This is a genomic window from Planococcus sp. TJ-201, from assembly GCF_058268495.1.
Genome location: NZ_JBZDOG010000005.1, coordinates 169,555 through 190,333 on the forward strand (window position 1 = coordinate 169,555; position 20,779 = coordinate 190,333).

A 20,779-nucleotide genomic window follows, 5' to 3' on the forward strand; every position below is an offset into this window, starting at 1 on the left:
GCACACAAAAAAGCGAAAGCAAAAAGAAGCTTTGCTTTCGCTTTTTCTGATGTTTTTATTTATCTTCTTCAAGTTCGCGCATTTCTTTATGAGTTTGTGGGAATGCATTAGCCTGCCATTCTTCACGATAAGCTGAATCCAATTGGGATAAGCCTTGCTCTGTAGAATCTTCCAGAACGCTAACACTTTCGCGTTCATCTACTTCTGAGCTGTTGCGCATATCTGTGTCTTCTATTACACTCACAGTATTTTTTGCTTGGTACGCTTTGTAAACAAAAATTGCAGAGGCTGCTGCAAGTGAGCTGCCAATAAGAGTATTCATTGTTGATTTTTTCATTTTAAGTCCCTCCAAAAATACATGTTTTTTTCACTTCTACTTGTATACCCTATATATGATTTTTTAACTAGCTCTGTGTAACTTTTTTATTTATTCATGATTTTAATTGCTGCAACGCCTTTTCTTCTGCAGGAATTCGTACAAGAAGTAGCAGAAGTGCATTTGCAGCAGTGAAAATTAAAGCAGTTCGCCACGCGCCAAAAATGAGCGGCAATGCAGCGATTTCCATAGCAACAACCAGGTAATTAGGGTGCGGCAGCCAACGGTACGGACCCTTCTGTACCAAATCTGCTCCAGGCAAAATGAGGATTTTCGTATTCCAAAAGCGCCCTAGTGAAGCTAAAGCCCAAAAGCGGAGCAGTTGTGCAACTACGAAAACCATTAAAAAGATTTCCCATGCATTTCCCAGTCCGGTTCCGAATGTCCAGGCTTCGAAAAATAGTGAAAAGAAGAACAGCACATGAAGCAAAACAATCCATTTATAATGTCCTGCACCAAATTCAATGGCTCCTTGTTTTCTCATGGCTTTTTCGTTAAATCGCGCATACACCACTTCCAACAGCCGCTGTAAAATGACAAAACCGATTAATAGATAAAAGAAGGTCATCGCACCGACTCTCCCCATTCCAGCCATAGCATTTCCGAACTAAACCCGGGGCCTAGAGCAGTAAGCAATCCTTCTTCTCCCTGTTTAGGTTTCGTTTCCATGAAGTCTTTCAGCACATAGAGCACAGTAGGTGAAGACATATTGCCATACTTAGCGAGCACCGCTCTTGAAATGTCTGTTTTATCCGTTGTCAGGTCAAGTGACTTTTCATAAGCCGTCAACACCTTTTTACCGCCGGGATGTGCAATGAAATGCGTAATGTCCAATGAAGATTTTGAAATCTTTTCTAAAAACAAATCGACATTAGGCTTGAGCCATTTTTCGATAATTTTCGGAATATCCCGCGAAAAAACGACGTGAAGCCCTTCATCTTTCACATCCCATCCCATAACATCCTCGGAATCACGCATTAATGTTGATTGTGAATTTTTTATGTGAAATCCTTCACCTGGCAAGCTCACCTGGTCTCCTGTTACTAGAGCACAGGCAGCACCATCAGCAAACAGGGACGTTCCAATTAAGTTGCTTTTCGAACGATCAGAGCGCTGAAACGTTAAACTGCAAAGTTCGAGGCAAAGAACTACGACGACGGCTTCCGGATAAGCGCGGCAATAGTCGGCAGCGCTGCCGAGGCCTGAGGCGCCTCCTGCACAGCCAAGTCCCCATAAAGGAATGCGCTTCACATGAGGAGGCATTTCCAGGACATTCATGATTCGGGCATCAATCGTTGGCGTAGACATGCCGGAACTTGATACAAAGATAAATGCATCGACATCTGCTTTATCCACTCCTGCCTCTTTCAGACAATTTGCGACAGCGCGACTTCCCATTTTTACGGCTTCTTCTACATAAAGGCGATTTTTTTCTTCCAATCCCCGCTCTTTTTCAAACCAATCCAAAGGAGCAGCAAAATAGCGCCCTTCAATCTGGCCGTTTCCAAATACCTTCAGCAACCTTTCGATGTCGTCGTAATTCCCCCCAAATAAACTTCGTACCACCCCAACGATTTCTTTTTGATCTACATAATATGGAGCATTTTCTGTCACTACTTTTCGAATCATCGCCATTTGCAGTTCCTCCTCTATGTCGCAATTCTAAACCATGTCTATTGGGCTATGTGCCACATTGACACTTTACAGCCGCTGGCAACACGCTAATGAAATTCTCAATAAACTTGCGAATGTTAATTTGTAGACATCGAACTTAGGAATTCTCATGACCTCTCCCCACTTTAGGCGTAGCTGCTGGTCGATGCTGCGGTATAGATTAATAATTCAACTGAATATAGTATACTTAAAGAAGATTAGGAGGAAGATTATGACGTTGAACCAACAGATACTCGGGTGGCATTTAAACAGCTACACCGATTTCCTAAAAGCTTTACAGGAAAAGCAGCAGCCGTTGACTCCCGTTGCCCATCGTGGCCTTTGGAACCCCGCTCCTGAAAATTCATTTCCTGCTATTCAAAACTGCATTGATAACCACATTTATTTAATCGAGCTGGACATGCAATTGACGAAAGATGGACATATCGTTCTCATGCATGACACGACCGTTGACCGGACAACAAATGGTTCGGGAGAAATCGACCAGCTGACGTTGTCGGAAATAAAGAAATTGTCATTAAAAGAATTGAATGGTGGACCGAACGCAAAAACCACGAATGAAAAAGTCCCCACTCTTCTCGAAATACTGCCGATGATCAAAGGTAAAGCGATGATCAATGCAGATAAAGCCTGGAAATTGCGGTATGAACTTTACGAGCTCGTTGAGCAGCATGACTTATTTGATCACTTTCTGCTAAAAAGTGATAGACCTGTGGAACAATTGACTGCTTTTTTTGATTCACATCCACGCAACATGTCTTATATGCATAAGCTGAGCGACAACAACCTTCACCAGCTTGATTTATTGCTTGAGGTCATTTCTCCAACGGCAATTGAACTTCTCTTTTACACAGAGGATGACGAAGTGGTTTCAGATGCTGTTATCGCCAAGCTCAAAGGCCGAACAAACTTATGGGGCAATGCACTTGATTTTGCCGAAAATGCCCGGCACTCTGACTCTTTGTCTATGCTTGATCCTGATAAAGGCTGGGGCTGGTTGATCGACCGAGGCATTGGCCTGATCCAAACCGATTATTCATTGCAATTTATGGCTTATGCCGAAAAGAAAATGAAGACAGACAAACCCGGCTGATCGTTAAGTCGGGTTTACTGCGTTTAACAAAGCACTGTTTTTCTGTATGTGTGGCTCCGGCATGTGCCGCATCCGTCACAGCAATCATTTTTTCTGTTGACAATCTCCTTTCAGTTTAATCTTCCTTATCCTCCTTTATTCCCTGTCCGCCAAAAAACTACTCTTTACCTAAATCTTAATCATTTTCTTATTTTATATAACATTTTAATATTACTATTTACTTTTCAATGTGGTAAAATAAGATCAAATAGGGAGGGATAAATATGAAGACCTTGTTGTCTTTATTGGCTGCTGTCATCCTGATGTTCAGTTCGTTTTCGTCTCCCGCCAAAGCGATAGTGTTATTTGATGATGTATTTGCCAATCACTCGTTTGCTTTTGAGATTGCTTACTTGTATGAAGAAGGAATCATCAATGGATATCCTGATGGAACCTTCAGACCCAATGATCCTGTTACTCGTGCTCATGCTGTCGCCATGATCGGACGTGCTTTGAATTTAGACGATACTCCACGCTCCACCGGCTTCAGAGATGTATCTGCGAGCCATCCTTTTTCCGGTTATATTGCTTCTGCTGTTGAAGAAGAGATCATTTTTGGATTCCCGAATGATTATTTCCGTCCCAATTGGACTGTTACCCGTGGCCAAACCGTGGCCATGCTGGACAGAGCTTTCTACTTCCCTGAAGCCCCAGACAATAAGTTCCGTGATATGACCGAAAATCATTTTGCGTTTGACGCGGTCTCGAGGCTCGCTTACCAAGGCGTTGCACGCGGTTATCCCGACAATACTTTCCGTCCCGATCTTGCTGTCACTCGTGCTCAGTTCTCTGCATTTCTAGCCCGAGCCATCGAACCGGCTTTCATTCCTGAAAAACAGGAACTGCTGACAACAGCCAATGAAATTCTGGCAGATCTGCAGGCCGAAGACTTTGGTGATGTGGCGGCCTTTGTCAGTACTGCAGATGGATTGACTTTCTGTCCTTACAGCGGCGGCTGCATTGATAATGGCGGTGTCACTTTCACCAAAGCCCAGTTGCCAAGCTTCATGAACAATCCCAATGATTATTTTTGGGGCTATCAGGACGGCAGTGGATTTGAAATCAATTTGACACCTGCCGAATATTACGATGCATACTTGCTGGATACAGATGCGACTTATACCGCCAAAGAACGATATGGACGAACCATCCAGCCAACTACACATGAGTTTATCCACCGTTTGTATCCAGAAGCGACCATTGTCGAGTTCTATTTCCCTGGCACAGAGCAATATGACGGAATGGACTGGCAAAGCCTGAATATGGTATTCGAGAAAAATAGCAGCGGTGACTGGATATTGGTGGCGATCATCAATGATCGCTGGACCATCTAGTTAAAAGACAGATAAGACCTGGCATTCTGGTTGCCAGGTCTTATCTGTTTTCAGTTATTTTTATTAAGAGCGTTGTTAAAGACTCTTCAAATTTTTCATTGTCTTCGATTCGCCGCTTTTTCGGACCCTTCATCCTGCCGCCGCCTTGTCTAATTTTTTTGGCGACATGGCGGCCGTGGAGCAATTGTTCAATATTTTCATCAGAATAAACACGCCCATTTTGATCAATTGGAATGCCTCTTTTGGCTAGCACCATTGCCGCCAGTCCATAATCTTGGGTAACGACAACATCGCCTTTATCGACTCGGTTAACTAGAACGAAATCGACAGCATCTGCACCTTTTGAAACGGTAATGGTTTCCGCTCCTTCCCTATGCATTTCGTGGGAAGTGTCGCAAATCAAGATGACCGGCAAGCGGTAAGCTTTAGCCAAATCAATGGTTTGCCCGACGACCGGACAGCCGTCTGCATCAATAAGAATTTTGACCACTATTCACCTTCCCCTTTCGCCATTCCATCTACTAACTTCTCAGCTGCTCTCCGGTAAAGATTGCTGGTATGCACCAATGACGCAATCAGCAGGACGCGCTCCAGTTCATCAGAATCTTCCACACCCGACACCTGCGCCGCAGCGTCTTGTGCTTGTTGCTTTAAGGCCTCTGCAAAAATTTCTGCATTGCCCTGCTGGAGATTCAAGTAACTTTGGTAAAATTCCACAAGATCGAGCTCTTTTTGCGCCGCCTTTTCATTGATGCCATTTAGCACAAGCTTGACATCATTGATTGATAACGCGCTTTTCATCTGGTAAATCAAACTAATCAGCATGACATGATTGCGGCTGTATTTTTTATTTTGCACCGGATAAAACAACTTTCCTTTCGCATAGTTGTTGATCATGGTTTTGGTCAGAATTTTCTCATCCGGATGCCGCTTCGATTCGGCAAAGCTGGATTCAAACAATTGAATAACCTGATCAATATACAAGTCAATCTTTGGAATGTCTTCCGGCAAAATTTGATTATGGAAAGCCATCTCTTCAATGATTTCATTTGCATTTCCCATGTTGCTTCACACTCCCCGAGGTATTTCATACGCCTTATTTTACATGATTATCAGAAATTCTCCAAACTTGACTCTGTTTATTAATACGAGTATCTTTATATGTAGTTTCAATAACCACATATAAAGAGGAGCTGTTTTGCATGAACACATATATCCGAGAACCTTTTAATGCGTTATCCCACCTCGCAGGGGCTGTATTGTCATTGGTGGCGCTTTTAGCAATGGTCATCAAAGCCGCCTATGCCAATGAACCCTTTTTGCATGTTGTAGCAGTCTCTATTTTCGGCATCAGCCTGATCTTGCTGTATACAGCTTCGACAATCTATCATTCGGCTCTTTCGCAGCCTTACATTATTGCGTTCTTACGAAAACTCGACCACTCGATGATCTTCGCTTTAATTGCAGGCTCCTACGCCCCTTTTTGCCTGATTGCTCTTGGCGGAACACTGGGTTGGACGTTGTTTTCGCTTGTCACCATTTTGGGACTGAGCGGCATCTTCTTTAAAATGGTCTGGTTCCATTCCCCAAGGTGGTTGTCTACTGCTATCTACATTGCCATGGGCTGGATTATTATTTTTGCTGTTGTGCCACTTTCGGACAGCTTGTCGCTGACCGGCTTATTGCTCCTTGTCGCAGGAGGAGTTTCCTATACCGTGGGCGGAGTTATTTATGGACTAAAGCCTGACTTTCTGTCTTCCAAATACTTAGGCTTCCATGAAATCTTCCACCTCTTCATCCTATTCGGAAGCCTCTGCCATTTCTTAGCTGTTTATTTTTATGTGCTATAACTAGAAAAGCGCAAGCGCCCGTGTAGGTCCGACGGGCATAAGACGCTCCGGCGAAGCGGCGCTCTTTGCCGCACAGCTGGAGTGGCTTATGACCCTAGGATCTGGGCGCTGGAGTCTGAACACCAAAGAAAAGCGGAGGCAGCCATGTAGCTCTGACAGGCATAGTGATATGATAGGAGCTAACTCAGCTGAAAGGGGCATATCTATGAAAAACTTGGATTCTCATCAAACTGAAATGGCTGCCATTTTATACGACGCGTACAAAACCGGGCACACCATTGCGAAAGATCGGATACCAGCTGCTTTAGAGAAGAACCCCGCATATGCAATCCAACACGCTGTTACTGCCAATAAAACAAATGCGGGCCAGGAAGAATTGAAGGGCTATAAAATCAGCTTGACAAGCAAAGAAACTCAGACTCTTTTCAACTCGGAAACACCGCTTTATGGCGCTCTGACGACTTCTTCCTTGTCAAATGGCGTCATCGAACTTGATTCGCTGGCTTCGCCATTAATTGAAATCGAATTAATGTTCATTGCCAAGGAAGATTTGGCTGTAGCTGACGATGTTCATGCATTGCTGGAGAAAACCCGGGTTGCGCCAGGCATTGAAGTGCCCGATTCCCGCTTTGACGACTGGTTTCCTAAAATCACACTCGGACAAGTGATCGCCGATAGCGCAGTGGCCGGAAAGATCATTACAGGGCTGCCGCTCGACAATATCCATTACGGACAACTGGAGAATTTGGCCGGCACATTGACATTGAACGGCAAAGAAATTGCTTCAGGCAATTCTTCTGAAGTGCTGGAGCATCCCATCCATTCAATCAAATGGCTCGTCAACGAGTTAGCCGGGCATGGCTTAACTGTCAAAAAAGGCATGGCCATTTCATCCGGCACGTTCATTTTGCCAAAACCTCTGGAAAAAGGACTTTACGAAGCGAGCTACGGTGAGCTTGGTTCGGTAAGCTTGACCGTCGAATAGCAAAAAAGTGGTGCACAATTTTCTTTGTGCACCACTTTTTCTATTCCTCTTGTCTTCCACGGGAAGAATGCTGTTCTTTCGGCATCATCCACATATAGTAAAAGACAATGAGAATGACAAAAATCCCTAGCATCAAATACAGATTCGCATAGCCCGCGATTCCTGCAAGAATTCCGAGTGAGACTGATCCTACGGCAATTCCGCTGTCGTACAAAGCAAAAAAGGTGCCTGTGGCATAGCCGCTGCGATGCTTATCAGCGGCTTGAATGGCCAAGGTTTGAAAGCTCGGCAGCAAAGTTCCATAACCAAGGCCGACCAGTGCACCTGAAGCGAGAAGCATCCATGAAGATTGCGTAAAACTCAACGAAATCAGTCCTATCCCGAAGATTACAATAGAAGGGATGATGACAACGCTTGGTCCCACTCCGTCAAATAATCTTCCGGTAAGCGGGCGCACAACAAGCATGGCGATCGCATACACCACAAAGAAAAAGCTCGCCGCCTTGATGAGTCCAAGCGACTCCGCATAGACGGAAATAAACGTCAGGATGCTGGCATAAGCAAATGAGATAAAAAAACCGACACTGGCAATTGGCAACGATTTCTTCTCCAAAAAATCGTTAATCGTCAGTTTATGCTTGTCATTTTTTGCAATAGCCTCTTCTTCCACTCCAACACCTAAAGCGCATAGGAAACCAATCACCATAATAACTGCGAGTACAATAAAAACCATCTGCGCCGGCACATAAAGCTGAAGCGTTAACGCGATAAAAGGTCCGGCAACTACGGCCAGATTCATTGCAATGCCGTAGTAGCCTAAACCTTCCCCGCGCCGCTCTGGCGGAATGATGTCCGCTGCGATGGCACCCGCTACAGTCGTGACTAAACTAAACCAAATTCCCTGGAAAAAGCGCAGCAGCAAAAGCACTGCGAAACTTCCGACAAATACATAAAAGACCGTACTGATCGTAAACAAGAAAAGCGCAATGATCAGGATTTTCTTCTTGCCGAATTTCTCAAGAATCATTCCAGCGAAAAAACGCATAATAATGGCTGACAGCAGGAAAATCGAAACGGCCACTCCGCCTTCAGCAGCTGTACCGCCTAAATCATTTAACACATATAGCGGCATGAACGTCAGCAACGCATAGAAAACCACAAAAATAAAAAACGTGCTGATTGAAATATTAATAAAACTTTTTGTCCAAATGGGTCTTTTTTTAGCCATTTCTTACATCCTTTTCTTCAGAAACCATTATTCCTATTTTGTTCAGCAACATCTGCAACTGATCTTTTTCTTCATCTGATAGATTTGAAACTAAGCTTTCTTCTGTTTGGCGAATCCGATGTTGAATAGCCGGCATCTGACGTTCAGCATAGGGGGAAAGCTGAACAATGCGCTCGCGTTTGTCTTTTCCTTCACGGCGAACGATCCAACCGCTTTTCTCCAAACGGGCAATGGTTCTGGTCACAGTCGGTGCCTCGACATTCAAGTATTGCCAGATCTCTTTTTGAGTCATCGAACCATATTGATTTAAACAAAATAGAATCGACCACTGAGAGCTGTATAAATCAAATTCCTTAAGAGCTTCGTTTACTTCTTTGATTGATAAACGGGATTTTTGATGAAGTTCGTGAAACAGCAAGTTTTTCATGCGTCCCATCCTTTCGATATACTTACCTAGGTAAGTATAGGGTCAATAAATTTCTTTGTAAAGAAAAGTATTTTCATATAAAAAAGCCATCTCCATTATGGAAACGGCTTTTTCATCAAATCAAAAATCCTTGTTTTTTTGCATCGAACAATAATTCTTCGCGGAATTTTGGATGAGCAATGGCTGCCAGACGCTTGGCGCGCTCTGAAATGGATACGCCATGCAACCGGGCAACTCCATATTCCGTAACAATATTGTCCACGTCATTTTTGCCGGTGGTCACTACCGACCCTGGAGTCAGGTTCAATTTGATGCGCGACAAAGTATCGTCTTTGGCAGTTGATGGCATGCAAATATAGCCTTTACCGTTTTCAGCGAACCGAACACCGCGCGCGAAATCGACTTGTCCACCGCTTGATGAATAATACTTGCCGCCAACCGTCTCGGACGCACATTGGCCAAACAAATCTACTTCAGTGGTTGAGTTGATGGAGACAATATTCTTTTCTTTGGCTATTTCTCTTGGGTCATTGACGACGCTAACCGGCTGGAATTCAACGGCTGGGTTGTTGTTGATAAAGTCGTATAGTTTTTTTGAACCAAAAGCGAAAGTCGCCACAATTTTTCCGGGATTGGTAAACTTCCGTGTTCCGTCTACGGCACCTGCAGCGACAAGGTTTGCGACGCCGTCCGGCAGCATTTCCGTGTGGATTCCTAAATGCCGGTGATCTTTGAGCATGCTGATGACCGCATTGGGAACAGAACCGATGCCGATTTGCAGCGTATCGCCGTCTTGGATGTCTTGAATAATTGAAGAGGCAATGAGCAGGTCCTTATCATTTACTTCCATAATTCTTTCTTCTGAAAGAGGGGCATGATGCTGCACATATCCTGAAATTTGGCTGACGTGAATTTGGTTTCGCCCGAATGTCCGTGGCATTTGGTCGTTTACTTCCAAGATAAACGGCACTTTTCCGATAAAATCAGCAATATAATCGGCTTGCGTTCCTAACGTGAAATAACCGTGTTCATCCATTGGCGAAGCTACTGTCAAAATCATCGACATTTTGGTGACTTTCTGCAGAATGCGCGGCATTTCGTGAAAGTTGTTTGGAACCAGTTCCATTTTCGCTTGTTGGTAAACTTTTCGCGTGGCCCCGCTCAGAAAATACGAAACATGCTTTAATTGCTCTATTTCGCCTTGTATGTAAGAACGTGAACGCAATGCCAGCATTTGATGAATTTTTACTCCATCCAATTGCTCAGCGTTTTCTTCCAATATGTCGAGCAAGCGGATCGGTTCTCCATTCGCAATCGGAATGATCAAATCTGCTTGCGAATCGATTAGCTCAATCACTTCTTGTGGCGTTAATTCTTTCCCCATTTTACAGCCTCCCCATTGTGTGTAGTCATGATACAACTTTACCATATATTGTGCAGACCTCATTATTTCCGAAATTTCTGCACTATTTCGTATTCTCCATAGAAATAAAAAAAACCGTCAGTTTTTCTGACGGTTTCGATTTTTCAATGCATACACAACTCCAGCCAAGCCAAATAATGCCATCAGCGCCCATAAGACTACTAAAATAATAGCACCTATTCCATTAGACCCTTGCAACACAGCTATCAGCTGCAACGTGAAGAACGCCAGGCTAACCAAAGCAATTGCACCAAAATAAAGGATTCGTGCTTTAAAACTAAAGTTCTTCATGTTTTTGGACTCCTTCGGTTTTCATAGTTTTCTAAGTAAAGCCCCTTACCATTCTCGACATTTTATCTCATTATGTCTACCATTCACTTTTCAACGCGAATTTAAACGTCCGGAAATTTGCTGGATAAGTTAAATTTAAATGCCTTCGATTGATAGGTCTCTTTATTTAATGACAAACTTTGTCCGGCTATAACCTTCTTTGGATTTTTCGACTTCCAGTATGGCGGGCATGGCTGCTTTTAGTTCCTGTACATGCGAAATGACCCCAATCATGCGTCCTGATTTCTGCAAATCAATCAACGTTTCAATCGATTTATTGAGTGACTCTTCATCCAGTGACCCGAATCCTTCATCGATGAACATTGTATCGATTGAGACATTGCCTTGGAAGCTTTGAATGACGTCTGCCATTCCGAGTGCCAAACATAGCGAAGCGTTAAATTTTTCTCCGCCTGACATGGTTTTTACATCACGCGTCTGCCCGGTATAGGCATCGTAGACATCCAGCCCAAGACCACTTTGTTTGCCGCGTGCTTCTTGACGATCGCTGCGGATCAAGTGAAATTGGCCATTCGACAAATTCTTCAACCGCTCATTAGCCGACAGAATAATTTGTTCCAAGTATTCGATTTGCAGATAGCGCTCAAACGACAGCTTCAAGCCATTTTGCCCCCGAATCATGTCATGGAGATCGGCGATACGATTTAAAGTTTGCTCAGCTTCAAGCGCTTTTCCGATTACCTCATGGATGCTGTCAATCAAGCCCAATCCAAGCTTTTCGAAATCCCGGGACCGGTTGCGCTCAGCAAGCGCCTGCTCGTATGCATTTTTCAGTTCCACCAACTCTTCTTCTGCTTGGCCCAAATCCCTGCGGCTTTGAGAAGCCAGCAATTCTTCCAGCTCGCTGACCTGCTGCATTAATGTATGGTGAGTTTGGTTAAACTCCAGAATATCTTTTTTCAAAGCTGTGAACGCGGTCTCAGTCATTTTAGCCTGCTGATAAGCGGCTTCGGAATCGAACGATGACTTTGTTAAAGCTTCAGCAAATTGCTGGTGAGCCCGCTCTTTTTTCTGTGTGATTTCTTCTGCTGTATCTTTGGCATGGTGCACGGAAACCAAGGCACTCGCCAAACGCTCTTTTGATTGCTGAAACTGCTCCTGTGCGCTGAGCCAATTTTGCTCCAATTGCTGCTTGTGTGACTTAGCTTGCTGCAGCTGCTGATTTAAAAAAGAAAGCTCCCGCAGATTTTCCGGCACTGAAGCTAATTCGTTTTCAAAAACGGCTTTGGCTGTTTCGTAGGAAGATTGCTGTTTCTGTACTTCTTCCGCCAATCCGTGTTTGGTTTGTTCTAATTGCTCAATCTTGCGCGCGTAAACAGCCAATTGCTCTTTCCATTTCCGCAGCTCAAGTTTAACCCTTTGCTGTTCTTTTAATTGCTCAGTTAACTGGCGCTTGGTTTGTTCCAGCCCAAGCGACTGTTCTTCTGCCTGCTCCGCAATAAGCTCCAGAGTTGTAAGTTCTTTCTCCTTGGTTTGCAACTGTTCCTGCAAAGCGAACAATTTAGCTGACGCGTTGCGGTATTCTTCATCCACTGCGTCGAACTCAAATTTCGCGGCTTCTACTTGTTCTTTTGATGCCACTTGCTCTGCGGTTTTCAAGCCGGTTCCAGGGTGCTCCAGACTCCCGCAGACCGGACAAGCTTCCCCGTCATGCAATTGGGCAGCTAGAATATGTGCCTGACCTGCAAACCATTGAGCTTCCAGCTGCCGATACGAAAGCTCTGCCTGGTCAAATGCTGCCCGTTTGGTTTCCAGGAAGGCTCCTTGCTGTTGTCTTTGCTGCTTCAATAAAAGATACTCAGCTGCTATACGGGATTTTTCTGTGACCATTGCCAATTCCTGCTGCGTTTCATCAGACGATTCCAGAAAAGCCTCGAATTCTGAGACTTTTTCATCCAGTTTCTGCTTGGCGTCTTTTTGGATGCGGTATTCGTTTTCCGCCTCTTTTAGACGAACTCCTGATTGCAGCGACAGTTTCTCAAGACGTTCCAAGTTTACTTTTTTCTGTTCCAACTCCTGAATGACTGGCAGCAGCTGCTCCAAATAAGTGATCTTATCCCGCAGCTTATCCCGCTCGTCTTGAAGTTCCTTTTCGGCAGTAAACGTCTGCTCCGCATCAAGTTTGCTTTGCTCCGACTGCTTTTGCTGACGAATTGCTGCCGCAAGTGCCTGTTTTTTCTCAAGTTCATTGGTTTGCAGTTCTTGGAATACGTTTTCAATCCCCGCAATGTAACTGGCGCGTTCCGCTAACTGCAGAGCCGTTTCTTTTTCTGCATACTGGGGCAGCAGCCCTTCAATTTGTTCCAGCTGCTGCTTTTTGCCATCCAATTCGCCAAAGCGGTCGTTCCATTTTTTCGCTTCATGGTACGCAGTCATTTTATCCGAATGAAGCCCATAAACTTCCTGGTATTTTTGTTCATCCACATCAATTTTTTTGTTGTAATAGGCTGTTTCATTCTTAAGTCCATCCAGCACTTGATGGATGTTCATGTGCTCACGGCTCAACACCTCAAAAAGTTCTGAATCGCGCTCAGGAAAGGAGGAAGTGATCCGCTGGATATAGCTGCTCAAGACATGCTGTTCGCGCTCAAAAAGTTTGGTGGCCGCTTCTTTCTTTTGCTTAAGCCGTTCACTGATTAACTTATAAGGCTCTGTTTTAAAAATTTTGCGGAGAATCTCTTCTTTGTTGTCTGTTTCAGACGTCAGCAGCTTGCGGAATTCGCCTTGCGGCAGCATAACAATCTGGCTGAATTGGTTTTGTGTCAGGCCGAGTATTTCTTCAACACGCCGATTGATTTCTGAGACGATTTGCCGTTCGACACAGGGCTTTTCCCCTTCTTCATTGCGTTCAAAAAACTCGTAGCGTTCACCGGTTGCGCTTTTATTGCCTTTTTTCACATGGCCCATTTGGCGCAAAATCCGGTAAATCGTGCCGTGAATTTCAAATTCCATTTCAACACACGTATGCGTTGCATCATCGGCGAAATCACTTCGCAAAATACGTGATTCGCTGCGGTCAGAACCACTGGCAGAGCCGTACAAGGCAAAACAGATGGCATCAAAAATGGTGGTTTTTCCTGAACCGGTACTGCCTGAGATGACAAACAGCTGGTTTCCCTGCAAATCGGCAAAATCAATTTCTTCGGTTTGTTTATAAGGACCAAAAGCAGTCATTTTTAATTTTAAAGGTCTCATGACTTCACCCCTTTTTTCTCAGCCGGTTCCTCACGCAAAAATTCCTGAAGAACCTCTTCAAAAATCTCAGCTGTTTGAGCTGTCGCTTTTTCGCCTTTCACTTCTTCATAAAAGGCATGGAACAGGGACAATGAATCCATTTTCCGACGCGAACCTGTCTCGGTTTGGGTCATGTTCCCCGAAAAATTTCTCCGTTCTACGTGCATGGCATTCGGATACACGGAGCGTATTTTTTCCATCGGAAACAGTACAGGCGCATCATCCAGTAAAGTTACAAAGACAAAATCGTCACTGATTTCGTGGAGCAAAATCTCAGCCATGGTCCCCTCAACCGTGCGCAAATTGCGTCTCGGTGAAAACAACCGTTTGGTTACTGATACACCGCCTTCAGCGTCCATTTCAACAATATGGAACCCTTTTTGGTGATGTTCTTCTGAGATTGAGTATTTTAACGGTGACCCCGAATAACGGATGGTTTCATTCAATACGTAATGGGCTTTGTGCAAATGCCCGAGCGCGGTGTAATGGAAACCATCGAAATGATGGGCATCCACATGTTCCGCTCCCCCGATGGAAAGCGGCCGTTCCGAGTCACTCGTGTTTTCTTCCTGTTCGCCATGCGGCGTTGCAAAAGCATGGCCGATTAATACATGGCGAGCCTGCGGATCATATCCGGCTTTAATGTTGTCGGTAATGGCTTTCATCGCGTCATTATGCGTGCGGATGCTGTCGTCTGCAAACTCATGGCGAACCATAGACGGATCTGTATAAGGGACCAGGTGGAAATGGACTTCCCCAAAGCGGTCAGCCAGAACCACTGCTTGATGGTCTTTATCGACATGTCCCGCAATATGGAGGTCGTTCATTTTCATCAGCCGGCTGCCAAAATTCAATCGGCCAGGACTGTCATGATTTCCTGCTACCGCAAGGACTGGCGTCTTCAATTCCAATACGATTTTCGCCAGTACGTCATCCAATAAATTAACGGCGTCAGTTGGCGGTACGGCGCGATCGTAAAGGTCCCCCGCAATGATCACCGCATCCGGCTGCTCTTCTTGTATAGCCTCTATAAATTGCTCAATTACTATCTGCTGTTCTTCTGTCATATAAATTCCTTGCACCAGCTTGCCTAAATGCCAATCCGCGGTATGAAAAAACTTCATCAGAATGCCCCTTTCTCAACTTGCAAAAGAATATATGTTCGTTCTATTATACACGATGCTAGCAGCTTGTTTAAATTGAGTTTATGTTTTATAATGAGAACAAACGTTCTTACTAAAGGGAGGGTTACTCATGAAAGCACAAATTTTGAAGGCTTTTAACTACCAGCAGCTTGTCGACATGATGTACATGGCGAATGATGGAAGCATCAGCAAACGGCGCATTAAAATTTTGCGGGTCTACGAAGATTCATTTCAAGCTTATTGTTTTTTGCGGCGCAAGAAGCGCACATTCAAAATGGACAATGTGCTTTCATTGATGCCCGTGATCCACAAAGAACGCCAGATCATTTAAGTGGGTCGGCCCTTGTGATACACTGAAAGAAATGTGTTTTGGAGGGTGAAACGATGAGACTCACTGTTTATCTTGCTGGGGAAATTCACAGCGCCTGGCGTGAAGAAATCAAGAAAAAGTCTGCCGCTTTGGATTTGCCGATAGATTTTGTTGGACCAATGGAAGTTCACGAACGCTCGGATAACATTGGCGAAGATATCCTTGGTACACAATCTGATGCTATTGCCAAAGACCAAGCAGCTTCCAATTTCAACAACTTGCGCACCGGTGTCCTGATGCACAAAGCCGATTTGGTCATCGCACTATTCGGTGAACAATACAAGCAGTGGAACACAGCGATGGATGCCAGCACAGCTCTTGCTGCCGGCAAGCCGGTCATACTCATCCGCCCGGAGAAATTGCACCACCCATTAAAAGAACTGTCACAAAAAGCGAGCGCCACAGTCGAAACTTGTGACCAGGCAATCAAAGCTTTAGCTTATATTGTCGAATAAAAACAGCTGCTCTCCCCTTATGTCTTTTAAGGTGAAGAGTAGCTGTTTGTTGATTTCCTATCTTTTATAAAAATATGGGAAGTACAAGTACATATGAATACTCATTAGATTTTTAAACTTATGTCCGTTTCCATACTAGCTTCTTCGCAATAAAAAAAGCCCCTCGGGGCTTTTTTTATTGGTACCAGCTTCCGACGATTGGATAATCGAATTGTTCGTTGTTGAGCGCTCTGATAATCCCCATAATTGGAATGATGATGCCCATCAATCCAAATACGACCAGCATCGGAATTCCGATAATGAAGACAATCAGCAAGCTTGAGATGAAAATCAGCACACCTAAAGCAAGTTGGAACAACAGTGCCTGGATCGACAGCTTCTTGACTTCTTTATCTTCCGAAATCAGAAACACAATCACCGGGACAAGAAACGGAGCGAAAAATGCACTGGCATGGACGAGGATTTTCAAACCTGTGTTTTCCATCACACAACCCTCCAGTCGAATCTTTCTTATACTTTATCATACGGATGGCCAGCTAAAAAGTTTCACCTTTTATGGGTTAATGGTTAATGCCACTTTGCCGAATTGATTGCCAGCAGCTAAATGGTCAAACGCTTCTTGTGCTTGGTCCATTGGAAATGCTTTGTCGATCACTGGCCGCATCGCAGTCGATTCCATATGCGCCAGCATCGCACGCAACTCTTCTCGGCTCCCCATAGTTGAACCAAATAATTGGTACTGCCCGTAAAAAAATTGGCGAAGATTAAAATCGACATTGTCTTCTGTAGTAGCCCCAAAAATAACGATCCTTCCACCTTTTTTCAGCACTTCAAGCGAGCGATTGAACGTAGCTCCGCCTACACTGTCGATGACCAGATCAATCGTTTCATCTGCCAACTCCGCTGTCCAATCGCTGTCAGTAGGAATGGCGAGATCGGCGCCAAGCTTTTTGGCGTGCTGGCGTTTTTCTTCACTGCGTGACGTGACAATCACTCGGGCTCCCACGTTTTTCGCAAATTGAATCAAGAATGTTGCCACACCACTGCCGGCACCCGGAATAAACAATGTATCGCCTTTTTTCAACTGCCCTTTCGTAAACAAGGCGCGGTAGCCGGTTACGCCTGGCAAAACCAGACTCCCTGCCTCTTCCCAGCTTAAATAACGAGGCTTTTTTTCCAACTGATCTGCAGGTATCGCAATTTTTTCAGCAAAGGTCCCATGATCGGGCATCCCCAAAATATCGAACTCTGGCGGTGGTGCTTCGCTGTTTGTGTACCAACGCAAGGCGGGATTAATAATGACTGCATCGCCTGCCGCAAAATCGATGACATCTTCGCCCACCGACTCCACGACACCGGCTCCATCAGAACCAATAATCAAGGCTGCAGGATTGTCCCCGTAGCGTTTAATCAAGCCCAAATCTCTTCGGTTTATCCCTGCTGCTTTCAAAGACACGACTACTTCTCCTGGCTTCGCTTTGGGTTCTTCCATTTCTTTCAATTTTAATTCACCAGATTCAATTACAAATGCTTTCACCCTCTTCACCCTTTCTTAAAGTATTCACTGAACAGCTCTAATTGCATCTTGCTGACAATGTCTTGTGAAAATAACGGCACATAAACAAGTTTTTGTTTTGGAAAAGTTTCTTCAATCTGCTGCATGTATTTTTTCTCATGCTTTTTTCGTTCCATTAAAAATTCACCGTCTGCTTCTTTTGGCAGCACTTTGTTGATGATAAGGGTATTCACATGTAAATGATAATTATGCAGCAGCTCCAGCGCTTTTTTCGTCTCCAATATAGGCAGCCGTTCCGGATTCAGTACAAAAATAAAACCGGTCTTCTGTTCATCAAGCAAGAGATCACGTGCTTTTGAAAAGCGCTCTTGCCGCTCTCTCAACACATCATAAATGGGGTCTTCCCGCGGTTCTCCGTCATTCAGCAACTGTGTGTAATTGGCATTGGTTTTGCGGCGTTTTTCAAGAAGCCCTTCAATCCACACCCCCATCAATTCCGGCAGCGTCAAAAGCCGGATGGTGTGGCCAGTCGGAGCAGTGTCAAACACCAATTTATCAAAGTTTTGCCGCTCTTCCAAAATGATATGAATCAGCTTGTCGAACAATGCCGCTTCATCTGCGCCGGGAGAAGCTTTGGCCGTATCCAATTGGCGATTTACTTCTTCCATCATACTGGAGTGAACCGTTCCTTTAATATTGGCTTTTACGGTTTTAATGTAATTATCCGTTTCAATTTCCGGATCAATTTCGAGGGCATAGAGGTTGTCAGCAATGGCTTTTGTTTTGCCTCCGATTTTCTGGTTGAAGATGTCGCCCACGTTATGGGCTGGATCTGTGGAAATCAACAAGGTTTTATTGCCGTCTTTGGCTGATCGCCATGCAATGGCTGCAGCAGATGTCGATTTTCCAACACCGCCTTTGCCCCCGACAAAAATAATGCTTTTTGATAATACATCCATGATTCTACTCCCTCATTCCTAAAGAAACTAACAGCAGCGAATGCCAGTTAATGGCGATTTGTCCATGCCCATACGCAAATGCCAGTCATGAAATTCTTCAATCATGTACGGATACAATTCCAAGGTATAGTAATACACCGGATTGGGTATCCCGAGCATCTCCGAATAAAGCATCAGGAGAAAAAGATCGTCTTCATCCCGAAGTTCACGGGCAATTTCAGTGCGATGCGGCAATTCAAGAACGGCTTCATAAAAAGCGATCAACTGTTTTAATTTGTCGAACACCAACATAATCAGCACCTCTTCTTTTTAAAAACAGAAGGGACCACAAAACGCATGATCCCTTGGCTGCTTCTCTATTTTCTTCGTTTTTGCAGGCTGCGAATATGCGGCCTTACTCAGTTGAGTTAGTCTTCTTCTGAAAAGTTAGGATCGGTCTTTTTCAATAATGCCTGAATAGCTGTCAGGATAATCCACAATGTAAAGACGAAAATGATGGCGCCAAAGACGAACAGCAGGGTACTTGGCTGGTCAGCGTACCAAGCCCATTGCAGGAATACCTGCTGGAACATGGCCCAAAGCGTCATGAACATTAAGAAAATCATCGGAATGATGGTGATCATGTAATTGCGTCCGAGTTTTCGCAGCCAGATGGAAATCAGCAATAGACTGATGCCCGCGAGCAGCTGATTGGCTGTACCGAACAGCGGCCACAGTAAGTAACCGCCTGAACCAAATCCATTTGGCCCTTCAGGAAGAAGAACCAATGCGGCGCTTGCTCCAACAGCGATCGTTGTCGCCACATGCTTTTTCTCAAGAGACGGAATTTTGTATTCCACCCCTAATTCCGAAATGATGTAACGCATTAAGCGAACTGACGTATCCAAAGTAGTAGCCGCAAATGAAACAACAATGATGGACACAATCGTTGAAGCAACTTCCGGCGGAATCAGTAAACCTTGTGCCAAATTGGTAGCCCCTTCGATAAAGGCGCCTAATCCAGCTCCATTGGAAGCCTGGAAACTGCTGTAAGTGGCAAAGAACGATTCGCGGTCTGGGAACAAGGTGATGACCGCAATGATGGAAATCAAAGCCAAAACCCCTTCACCCACAGCTCCTAAATAACCGACAAAACGGGCATCGGTTTCTTTATCCAGCTGCTTTGATGAAGTACCCGAAGAAACAAGTCCGTGAAAACCGGAAATGGCGCCACAGGCAATCGTGATGAAGAGTAACGGGAACCAGGAAATGTCCGCATCCGGATTGGTTGCCGGTGCCGTAATTTCGGGATTGGTGAACAACAACCCAAGATAAAGAATACCAAGTCCAACGATTAGTTGGTGGGAGTTGATAAAATCACGCGGCTGAAGCAATTTCCAGACCGGCAACGTGGAAGCGATGTAAACATAGACCATCAAAACAATGATCCATATAAAGAAGGCTGTTGAGATCGAGCCAAGACCGAACAATCCGGCACCATCTTCTCCGCCCATATATTCCACAAGGTCAATTTGAAGAAAGCTCACTTGGCTCGCAACAATGGCTGTTATGTACATGACTGCCAAGGCAACAAGCGAGGGAATCAACATTTTTTTGTTTTTCTTATACACAGCATACCCGATCCAAATCGCTAACGGAATTTGAATAAACACCGGGATGACGCTGGCCGGATAAGAGATGAATAAATTCGCGATAACCCAAGCAAATACGGCATTCACCATTAGAACCAGGATGAGGATAATGAATAAGAACAAAATCTTGCCGCGCTGGCCGATCAAGCGATGTGCAAGCGTCCCAACTGATTGTCCTTTGTTCCGGACTGATAAGACCAGTGTGCCGAAATCATGCACACCTGCCGCAAAAACAGTACCCAGTACAACCCATAAAACTGCCGGCAGCCAGCCCCAATAAACAGCAATGGCTGGACCTAAAATCGGCGCAGCTCCTGCGACGGAAGTAAAATGATGCCCCCATAGCACAAATTTATTGGTAGGCACAAAATCCACACCATCTTTAAAACGATGCGCGGGTGTCACATAATTTGGATCAAGCCTAAAAATCTTTTCTGCTATAAATTTGGAATAAAAGCGGTACCCCAGTATAAATATAAAAATTCCAATAGCAGCTAATGCAATCGCATTCACAACCCCAACCCCTTTTCTCATTTTTTGCAAGCGCTACCAAAACGCTTGTAACTTAATCATAGAGGAGTGACACAATAATGTAAATGTTCTGATAAATTTATCATTTCACGATACTGGCACTTTGCACAGTTGTTTCCACCGGTCAGATGTGGAGCAACCCAGAGCTTCTTCTTCCA

General features: G+C 44.6%; 22 protein-coding genes. 6 read left to right on the forward strand and 16 right to left on the reverse strand.

Going from position 1 to position 20,779, the window contains the following annotated elements; translation table 11 throughout:
* Nucleotides 1-55 precede the first annotated feature (55 nt).
* From AC4EG4_RS13510 to AC4EG4_RS13520, 3 genes are all read right to left on the reverse strand, one after another.
* Nucleotides 56-337, reverse strand: coding sequence for a hypothetical protein (locus tag AC4EG4_RS13510; RefSeq protein WP_490979595.1), 282 nt, complete (start codon nt 335-337; stop codon nt 56-58).
* Between the two features lie 94 nt (nt 338-431).
* Nucleotides 432-944, reverse strand: a complete 513-nt coding sequence (locus AC4EG4_RS13515; protein WP_490979594.1) for an isoprenylcysteine carboxyl methyltransferase family protein — start codon at nt 942-944, stop codon at nt 432-434.
* Entirely contained in the window at nt 941-2,011 is a 1,071-nt protein-coding gene (locus AC4EG4_RS13520) for a type III polyketide synthase (protein ID WP_490988104.1), read from the reverse strand. Before AC4EG4_RS13520 ends, AC4EG4_RS13515 begins: the two co-directional genes overlap by 4 nt.
* 250 nt (nt 2,012-2,261) lie before the next feature.
* Here AC4EG4_RS13520 and AC4EG4_RS13525 point away from each other — a divergent pair, with 250 nt between their 5' ends.
* Nucleotides 2,262-3,143: a glycerophosphodiester phosphodiesterase family protein gene (locus tag AC4EG4_RS13525; protein ID WP_490979592.1), complete on the forward strand. Its 882-nt coding sequence runs from the start codon at nt 2,262-2,264 to the stop codon at nt 3,141-3,143.
* 263 nt (nt 3,144-3,406) lie between these two features.
* Entirely contained in the window at nt 3,407-4,516 is a 1,110-nt protein-coding gene (locus AC4EG4_RS13530) for an S-layer homology domain-containing protein (RefSeq protein WP_490988105.1), read from the forward strand.
* Nucleotides 4,517-4,556: 40 nt separating this feature from the next.
* Here the strand turns inward: AC4EG4_RS13530 and AC4EG4_RS13535 are convergent, their stop codons facing one another.
* A complete protein-coding gene (locus AC4EG4_RS13535) occupies nt 4,557-5,006 on the reverse strand; it encodes a YaiI/YqxD family protein (RefSeq protein ID WP_490979590.1) in 450 nt (149 codons plus the stop codon).
* A complete protein-coding gene (locus tag AC4EG4_RS13540; protein ID WP_490988106.1) occupies nt 5,006-5,578 on the reverse strand; it encodes a DUF1836 domain-containing protein in 573 nt (190 codons plus the stop codon). Before AC4EG4_RS13540 ends, AC4EG4_RS13535 begins: the two co-directional genes overlap by 1 nt.
* Nucleotides 5,579-5,718: 140 nt before the next feature.
* Between AC4EG4_RS13540 and trhA the strand changes: the two genes are divergently transcribed.
* A complete protein-coding gene (gene trhA, locus AC4EG4_RS13545) occupies nt 5,719-6,366 on the forward strand; it encodes a PAQR family membrane homeostasis protein TrhA (RefSeq protein ID WP_490979588.1) in 648 nt (215 codons plus the stop codon).
* Between the two features lie 205 nt (nt 6,367-6,571).
* Nucleotides 6,572-7,351 carry a 2-keto-4-pentenoate hydratase gene (locus AC4EG4_RS13550; protein WP_490988107.1) on the forward strand — a complete coding sequence of 260 codons (780 nt, stop codon included), beginning with the start codon at nt 6,572-6,574 and terminating at the stop codon, nt 7,349-7,351.
* Nucleotides 7,352-7,391: 40 nt separating this feature from the next.
* Here the strand turns inward: AC4EG4_RS13550 and AC4EG4_RS13555 are convergent, their stop codons facing one another.
* The 6 genes from AC4EG4_RS13555 to AC4EG4_RS13580 all read right to left on the reverse strand — a co-directional run bounded on the left by AC4EG4_RS13555 (nt 7,392) and on the right by AC4EG4_RS13580 (nt 15,138).
* Nucleotides 7,392-8,579 carry an MFS transporter gene (locus AC4EG4_RS13555; protein ID WP_490988108.1) on the reverse strand — a complete coding sequence of 396 codons (1,188 nt, stop codon included), beginning with the start codon at nt 8,577-8,579 and terminating at the stop codon, nt 7,392-7,394.
* Nucleotides 8,572-9,015 carry a MarR family winged helix-turn-helix transcriptional regulator gene (locus tag AC4EG4_RS13560; RefSeq protein WP_490988109.1) on the reverse strand — a complete coding sequence of 148 codons (444 nt, stop codon included), beginning with the start codon at nt 9,013-9,015 and terminating at the stop codon, nt 8,572-8,574. Before AC4EG4_RS13560 ends, AC4EG4_RS13555 begins: the two co-directional genes overlap by 8 nt.
* 106 nt (nt 9,016-9,121) lie before the next feature.
* Nucleotides 9,122-10,390, reverse strand: a complete 1,269-nt coding sequence (locus AC4EG4_RS13565) for an acetyl-CoA hydrolase/transferase family protein (RefSeq protein ID WP_490988110.1) — start codon at nt 10,388-10,390, stop codon at nt 9,122-9,124.
* A 117-nt stretch (nt 10,391-10,507) separates the two neighbouring features.
* Nucleotides 10,508-10,720 (reverse strand): hypothetical protein, encoded by a 213-nt coding sequence (locus AC4EG4_RS13570; protein ID WP_490988111.1) that lies wholly within the window; start codon nt 10,718-10,720, stop codon nt 10,508-10,510.
* Nucleotides 10,721-10,882: 162 nt separating this feature from the next.
* Nucleotides 10,883-13,975: an AAA family ATPase gene (locus AC4EG4_RS13575; RefSeq protein WP_490988112.1), complete on the reverse strand. Its 3,093-nt coding sequence runs from the start codon at nt 13,973-13,975 to the stop codon at nt 10,883-10,885.
* Complete coding sequence (locus tag AC4EG4_RS13580; protein ID WP_490988113.1) at nt 13,972-15,138, reverse strand: exonuclease SbcCD subunit D; 1,167 nt, start codon at nt 15,136-15,138, stop codon at nt 13,972-13,974. The genes AC4EG4_RS13575 and AC4EG4_RS13580 overlap by 4 nt, the downstream gene beginning before the upstream one ends.
* A 130-nt stretch (nt 15,139-15,268) precedes the next feature.
* On the opposite strand from AC4EG4_RS13580, the gene AC4EG4_RS13585 reads away from it, so the two are divergent.
* Both AC4EG4_RS13585 and AC4EG4_RS13590 read left to right on the forward strand, forming a co-directional pair.
* Nucleotides 15,269-15,490 (forward strand): transcriptional regulator, encoded by a 222-nt coding sequence (locus AC4EG4_RS13585; protein ID WP_490979580.1) that lies wholly within the window; start codon nt 15,269-15,271, stop codon nt 15,488-15,490.
* A 53-nt stretch (nt 15,491-15,543) separates the two neighbouring features.
* The gene (locus AC4EG4_RS13590) at nt 15,544-15,984 is read left to right on the forward strand and encodes a YtoQ family protein (protein ID WP_490979579.1); all 441 of its coding nucleotides are present in this window, start codon (nt 15,544-15,546) and stop codon (nt 15,982-15,984) included.
* Between the two features lie 175 nt (nt 15,985-16,159).
* On the opposite strand, the gene AC4EG4_RS13595 is transcribed toward AC4EG4_RS13590, so the two are convergent.
* The 5 genes from AC4EG4_RS13595 to AC4EG4_RS13615 form a co-directional block, all read right to left on the reverse strand.
* Nucleotides 16,160-16,468 (reverse strand): magnetosome magnetite crystal formation protein family, encoded by a 309-nt coding sequence (locus AC4EG4_RS13595; RefSeq protein WP_490979578.1) that lies wholly within the window; start codon nt 16,466-16,468, stop codon nt 16,160-16,162.
* Nucleotides 16,469-16,537: 69 nt separating this feature from the next.
* The gene (locus tag AC4EG4_RS13600; RefSeq protein WP_490988114.1) at nt 16,538-17,521 is read right to left on the reverse strand and encodes a zinc-binding dehydrogenase; all 984 of its coding nucleotides are present in this window, start codon (nt 17,519-17,521) and stop codon (nt 16,538-16,540) included.
* Nucleotides 17,522-17,526: 5 nt separating this feature from the next.
* Nucleotides 17,527-18,459, reverse strand: a complete 933-nt coding sequence (locus tag AC4EG4_RS13605; RefSeq protein ID WP_490979576.1) for an ArsA family ATPase — start codon at nt 18,457-18,459, stop codon at nt 17,527-17,529.
* Nucleotides 18,460-18,486: 27 nt separating this feature from the next.
* A complete protein-coding gene (locus tag AC4EG4_RS13610; RefSeq protein ID WP_006829350.1) occupies nt 18,487-18,750 on the reverse strand; it encodes a cory-CC-star protein in 264 nt (87 codons plus the stop codon).
* Between the two features lie 116 nt (nt 18,751-18,866).
* The gene (locus tag AC4EG4_RS13615) at nt 18,867-20,603 is read right to left on the reverse strand and encodes a carbon starvation CstA family protein (RefSeq protein ID WP_490979575.1); all 1,737 of its coding nucleotides are present in this window, start codon (nt 20,601-20,603) and stop codon (nt 18,867-18,869) included.
* Nucleotides 20,604-20,779: the final 176 nt, after the last annotated feature.

Coding starts and splice junctions, on each gene's coding strand:
- AC4EG4_RS13550 (WP_490988107.1), top strand. CDS start 6,572: ATGAAAAACTTGGATTCTCATCAAACTGAAATGGCTGCCATTTTATAC.
- AC4EG4_RS13580 (WP_490988113.1), bottom strand. CDS start 15,138: ATGAAGTTTTTTCATACCGCGGATTGGCATTTAGGCAAGCTGGTGCAA.
- AC4EG4_RS13530 (WP_490988105.1), top strand. CDS start 3,407: ATGAAGACCTTGTTGTCTTTATTGGCTGCTGTCATCCTGATGTTCAGT.
- AC4EG4_RS13570 (WP_490988111.1), bottom strand. CDS start 10,720: ATGAAGAACTTTAGTTTTAAAGCACGAATCCTTTATTTTGGTGCAATT.
- AC4EG4_RS13510 (WP_490979595.1), bottom strand. CDS start 337: ATGAAAAAATCAACAATGAATACTCTTATTGGCAGCTCACTTGCAGCA.
- trhA (WP_490979588.1), top strand. CDS start 5,719: ATGAACACATATATCCGAGAACCTTTTAATGCGTTATCCCACCTCGCA.
- AC4EG4_RS13610 (WP_006829350.1), bottom strand. CDS start 18,750: ATGTTGGTGTTCGACAAATTAAAACAGTTGATCGCTTTTTATGAAGCC.
- AC4EG4_RS13590 (WP_490979579.1), top strand. CDS start 15,544: ATGAGACTCACTGTTTATCTTGCTGGGGAAATTCACAGCGCCTGGCGT.
- AC4EG4_RS13555 (WP_490988108.1), bottom strand. CDS start 8,579: ATGGCTAAAAAAAGACCCATTTGGACAAAAAGTTTTATTAATATTTCA.
- AC4EG4_RS13520 (WP_490988104.1), bottom strand. CDS start 2,011: ATGGCGATGATTCGAAAAGTAGTGACAGAAAATGCTCCATATTATGTA.
- AC4EG4_RS13605 (WP_490979576.1), bottom strand. CDS start 18,459: ATGGATGTATTATCAAAAAGCATTATTTTTGTCGGGGGCAAAGGCGGT.
- AC4EG4_RS13595 (WP_490979578.1), bottom strand. CDS start 16,468: ATGGAAAACACAGGTTTGAAAATCCTCGTCCATGCCAGTGCATTTTTC.
- AC4EG4_RS13560 (WP_490988109.1), bottom strand. CDS start 9,015: ATGGGACGCATGAAAAACTTGCTGTTTCACGAACTTCATCAAAAATCC.
- AC4EG4_RS13515 (WP_490979594.1), bottom strand. CDS start 944: ATGACCTTCTTTTATCTATTAATCGGTTTTGTCATTTTACAGCGGCTG.
- AC4EG4_RS13565 (WP_490988110.1), bottom strand. CDS start 10,390: ATGGGGAAAGAATTAACGCCACAAGAAGTGATTGAGCTAATCGATTCG.
- AC4EG4_RS13575 (WP_490988112.1), bottom strand. CDS start 13,975: ATGAGACCTTTAAAATTAAAAATGACTGCTTTTGGTCCTTATAAACAA.
- AC4EG4_RS13525 (WP_490979592.1), top strand. CDS start 2,262: ATGACGTTGAACCAACAGATACTCGGGTGGCATTTAAACAGCTACACC.
- AC4EG4_RS13540 (WP_490988106.1), bottom strand. CDS start 5,578: ATGGGAAATGCAAATGAAATCATTGAAGAGATGGCTTTCCATAATCAA.
- AC4EG4_RS13585 (WP_490979580.1), top strand. CDS start 15,269: ATGAAAGCACAAATTTTGAAGGCTTTTAACTACCAGCAGCTTGTCGAC.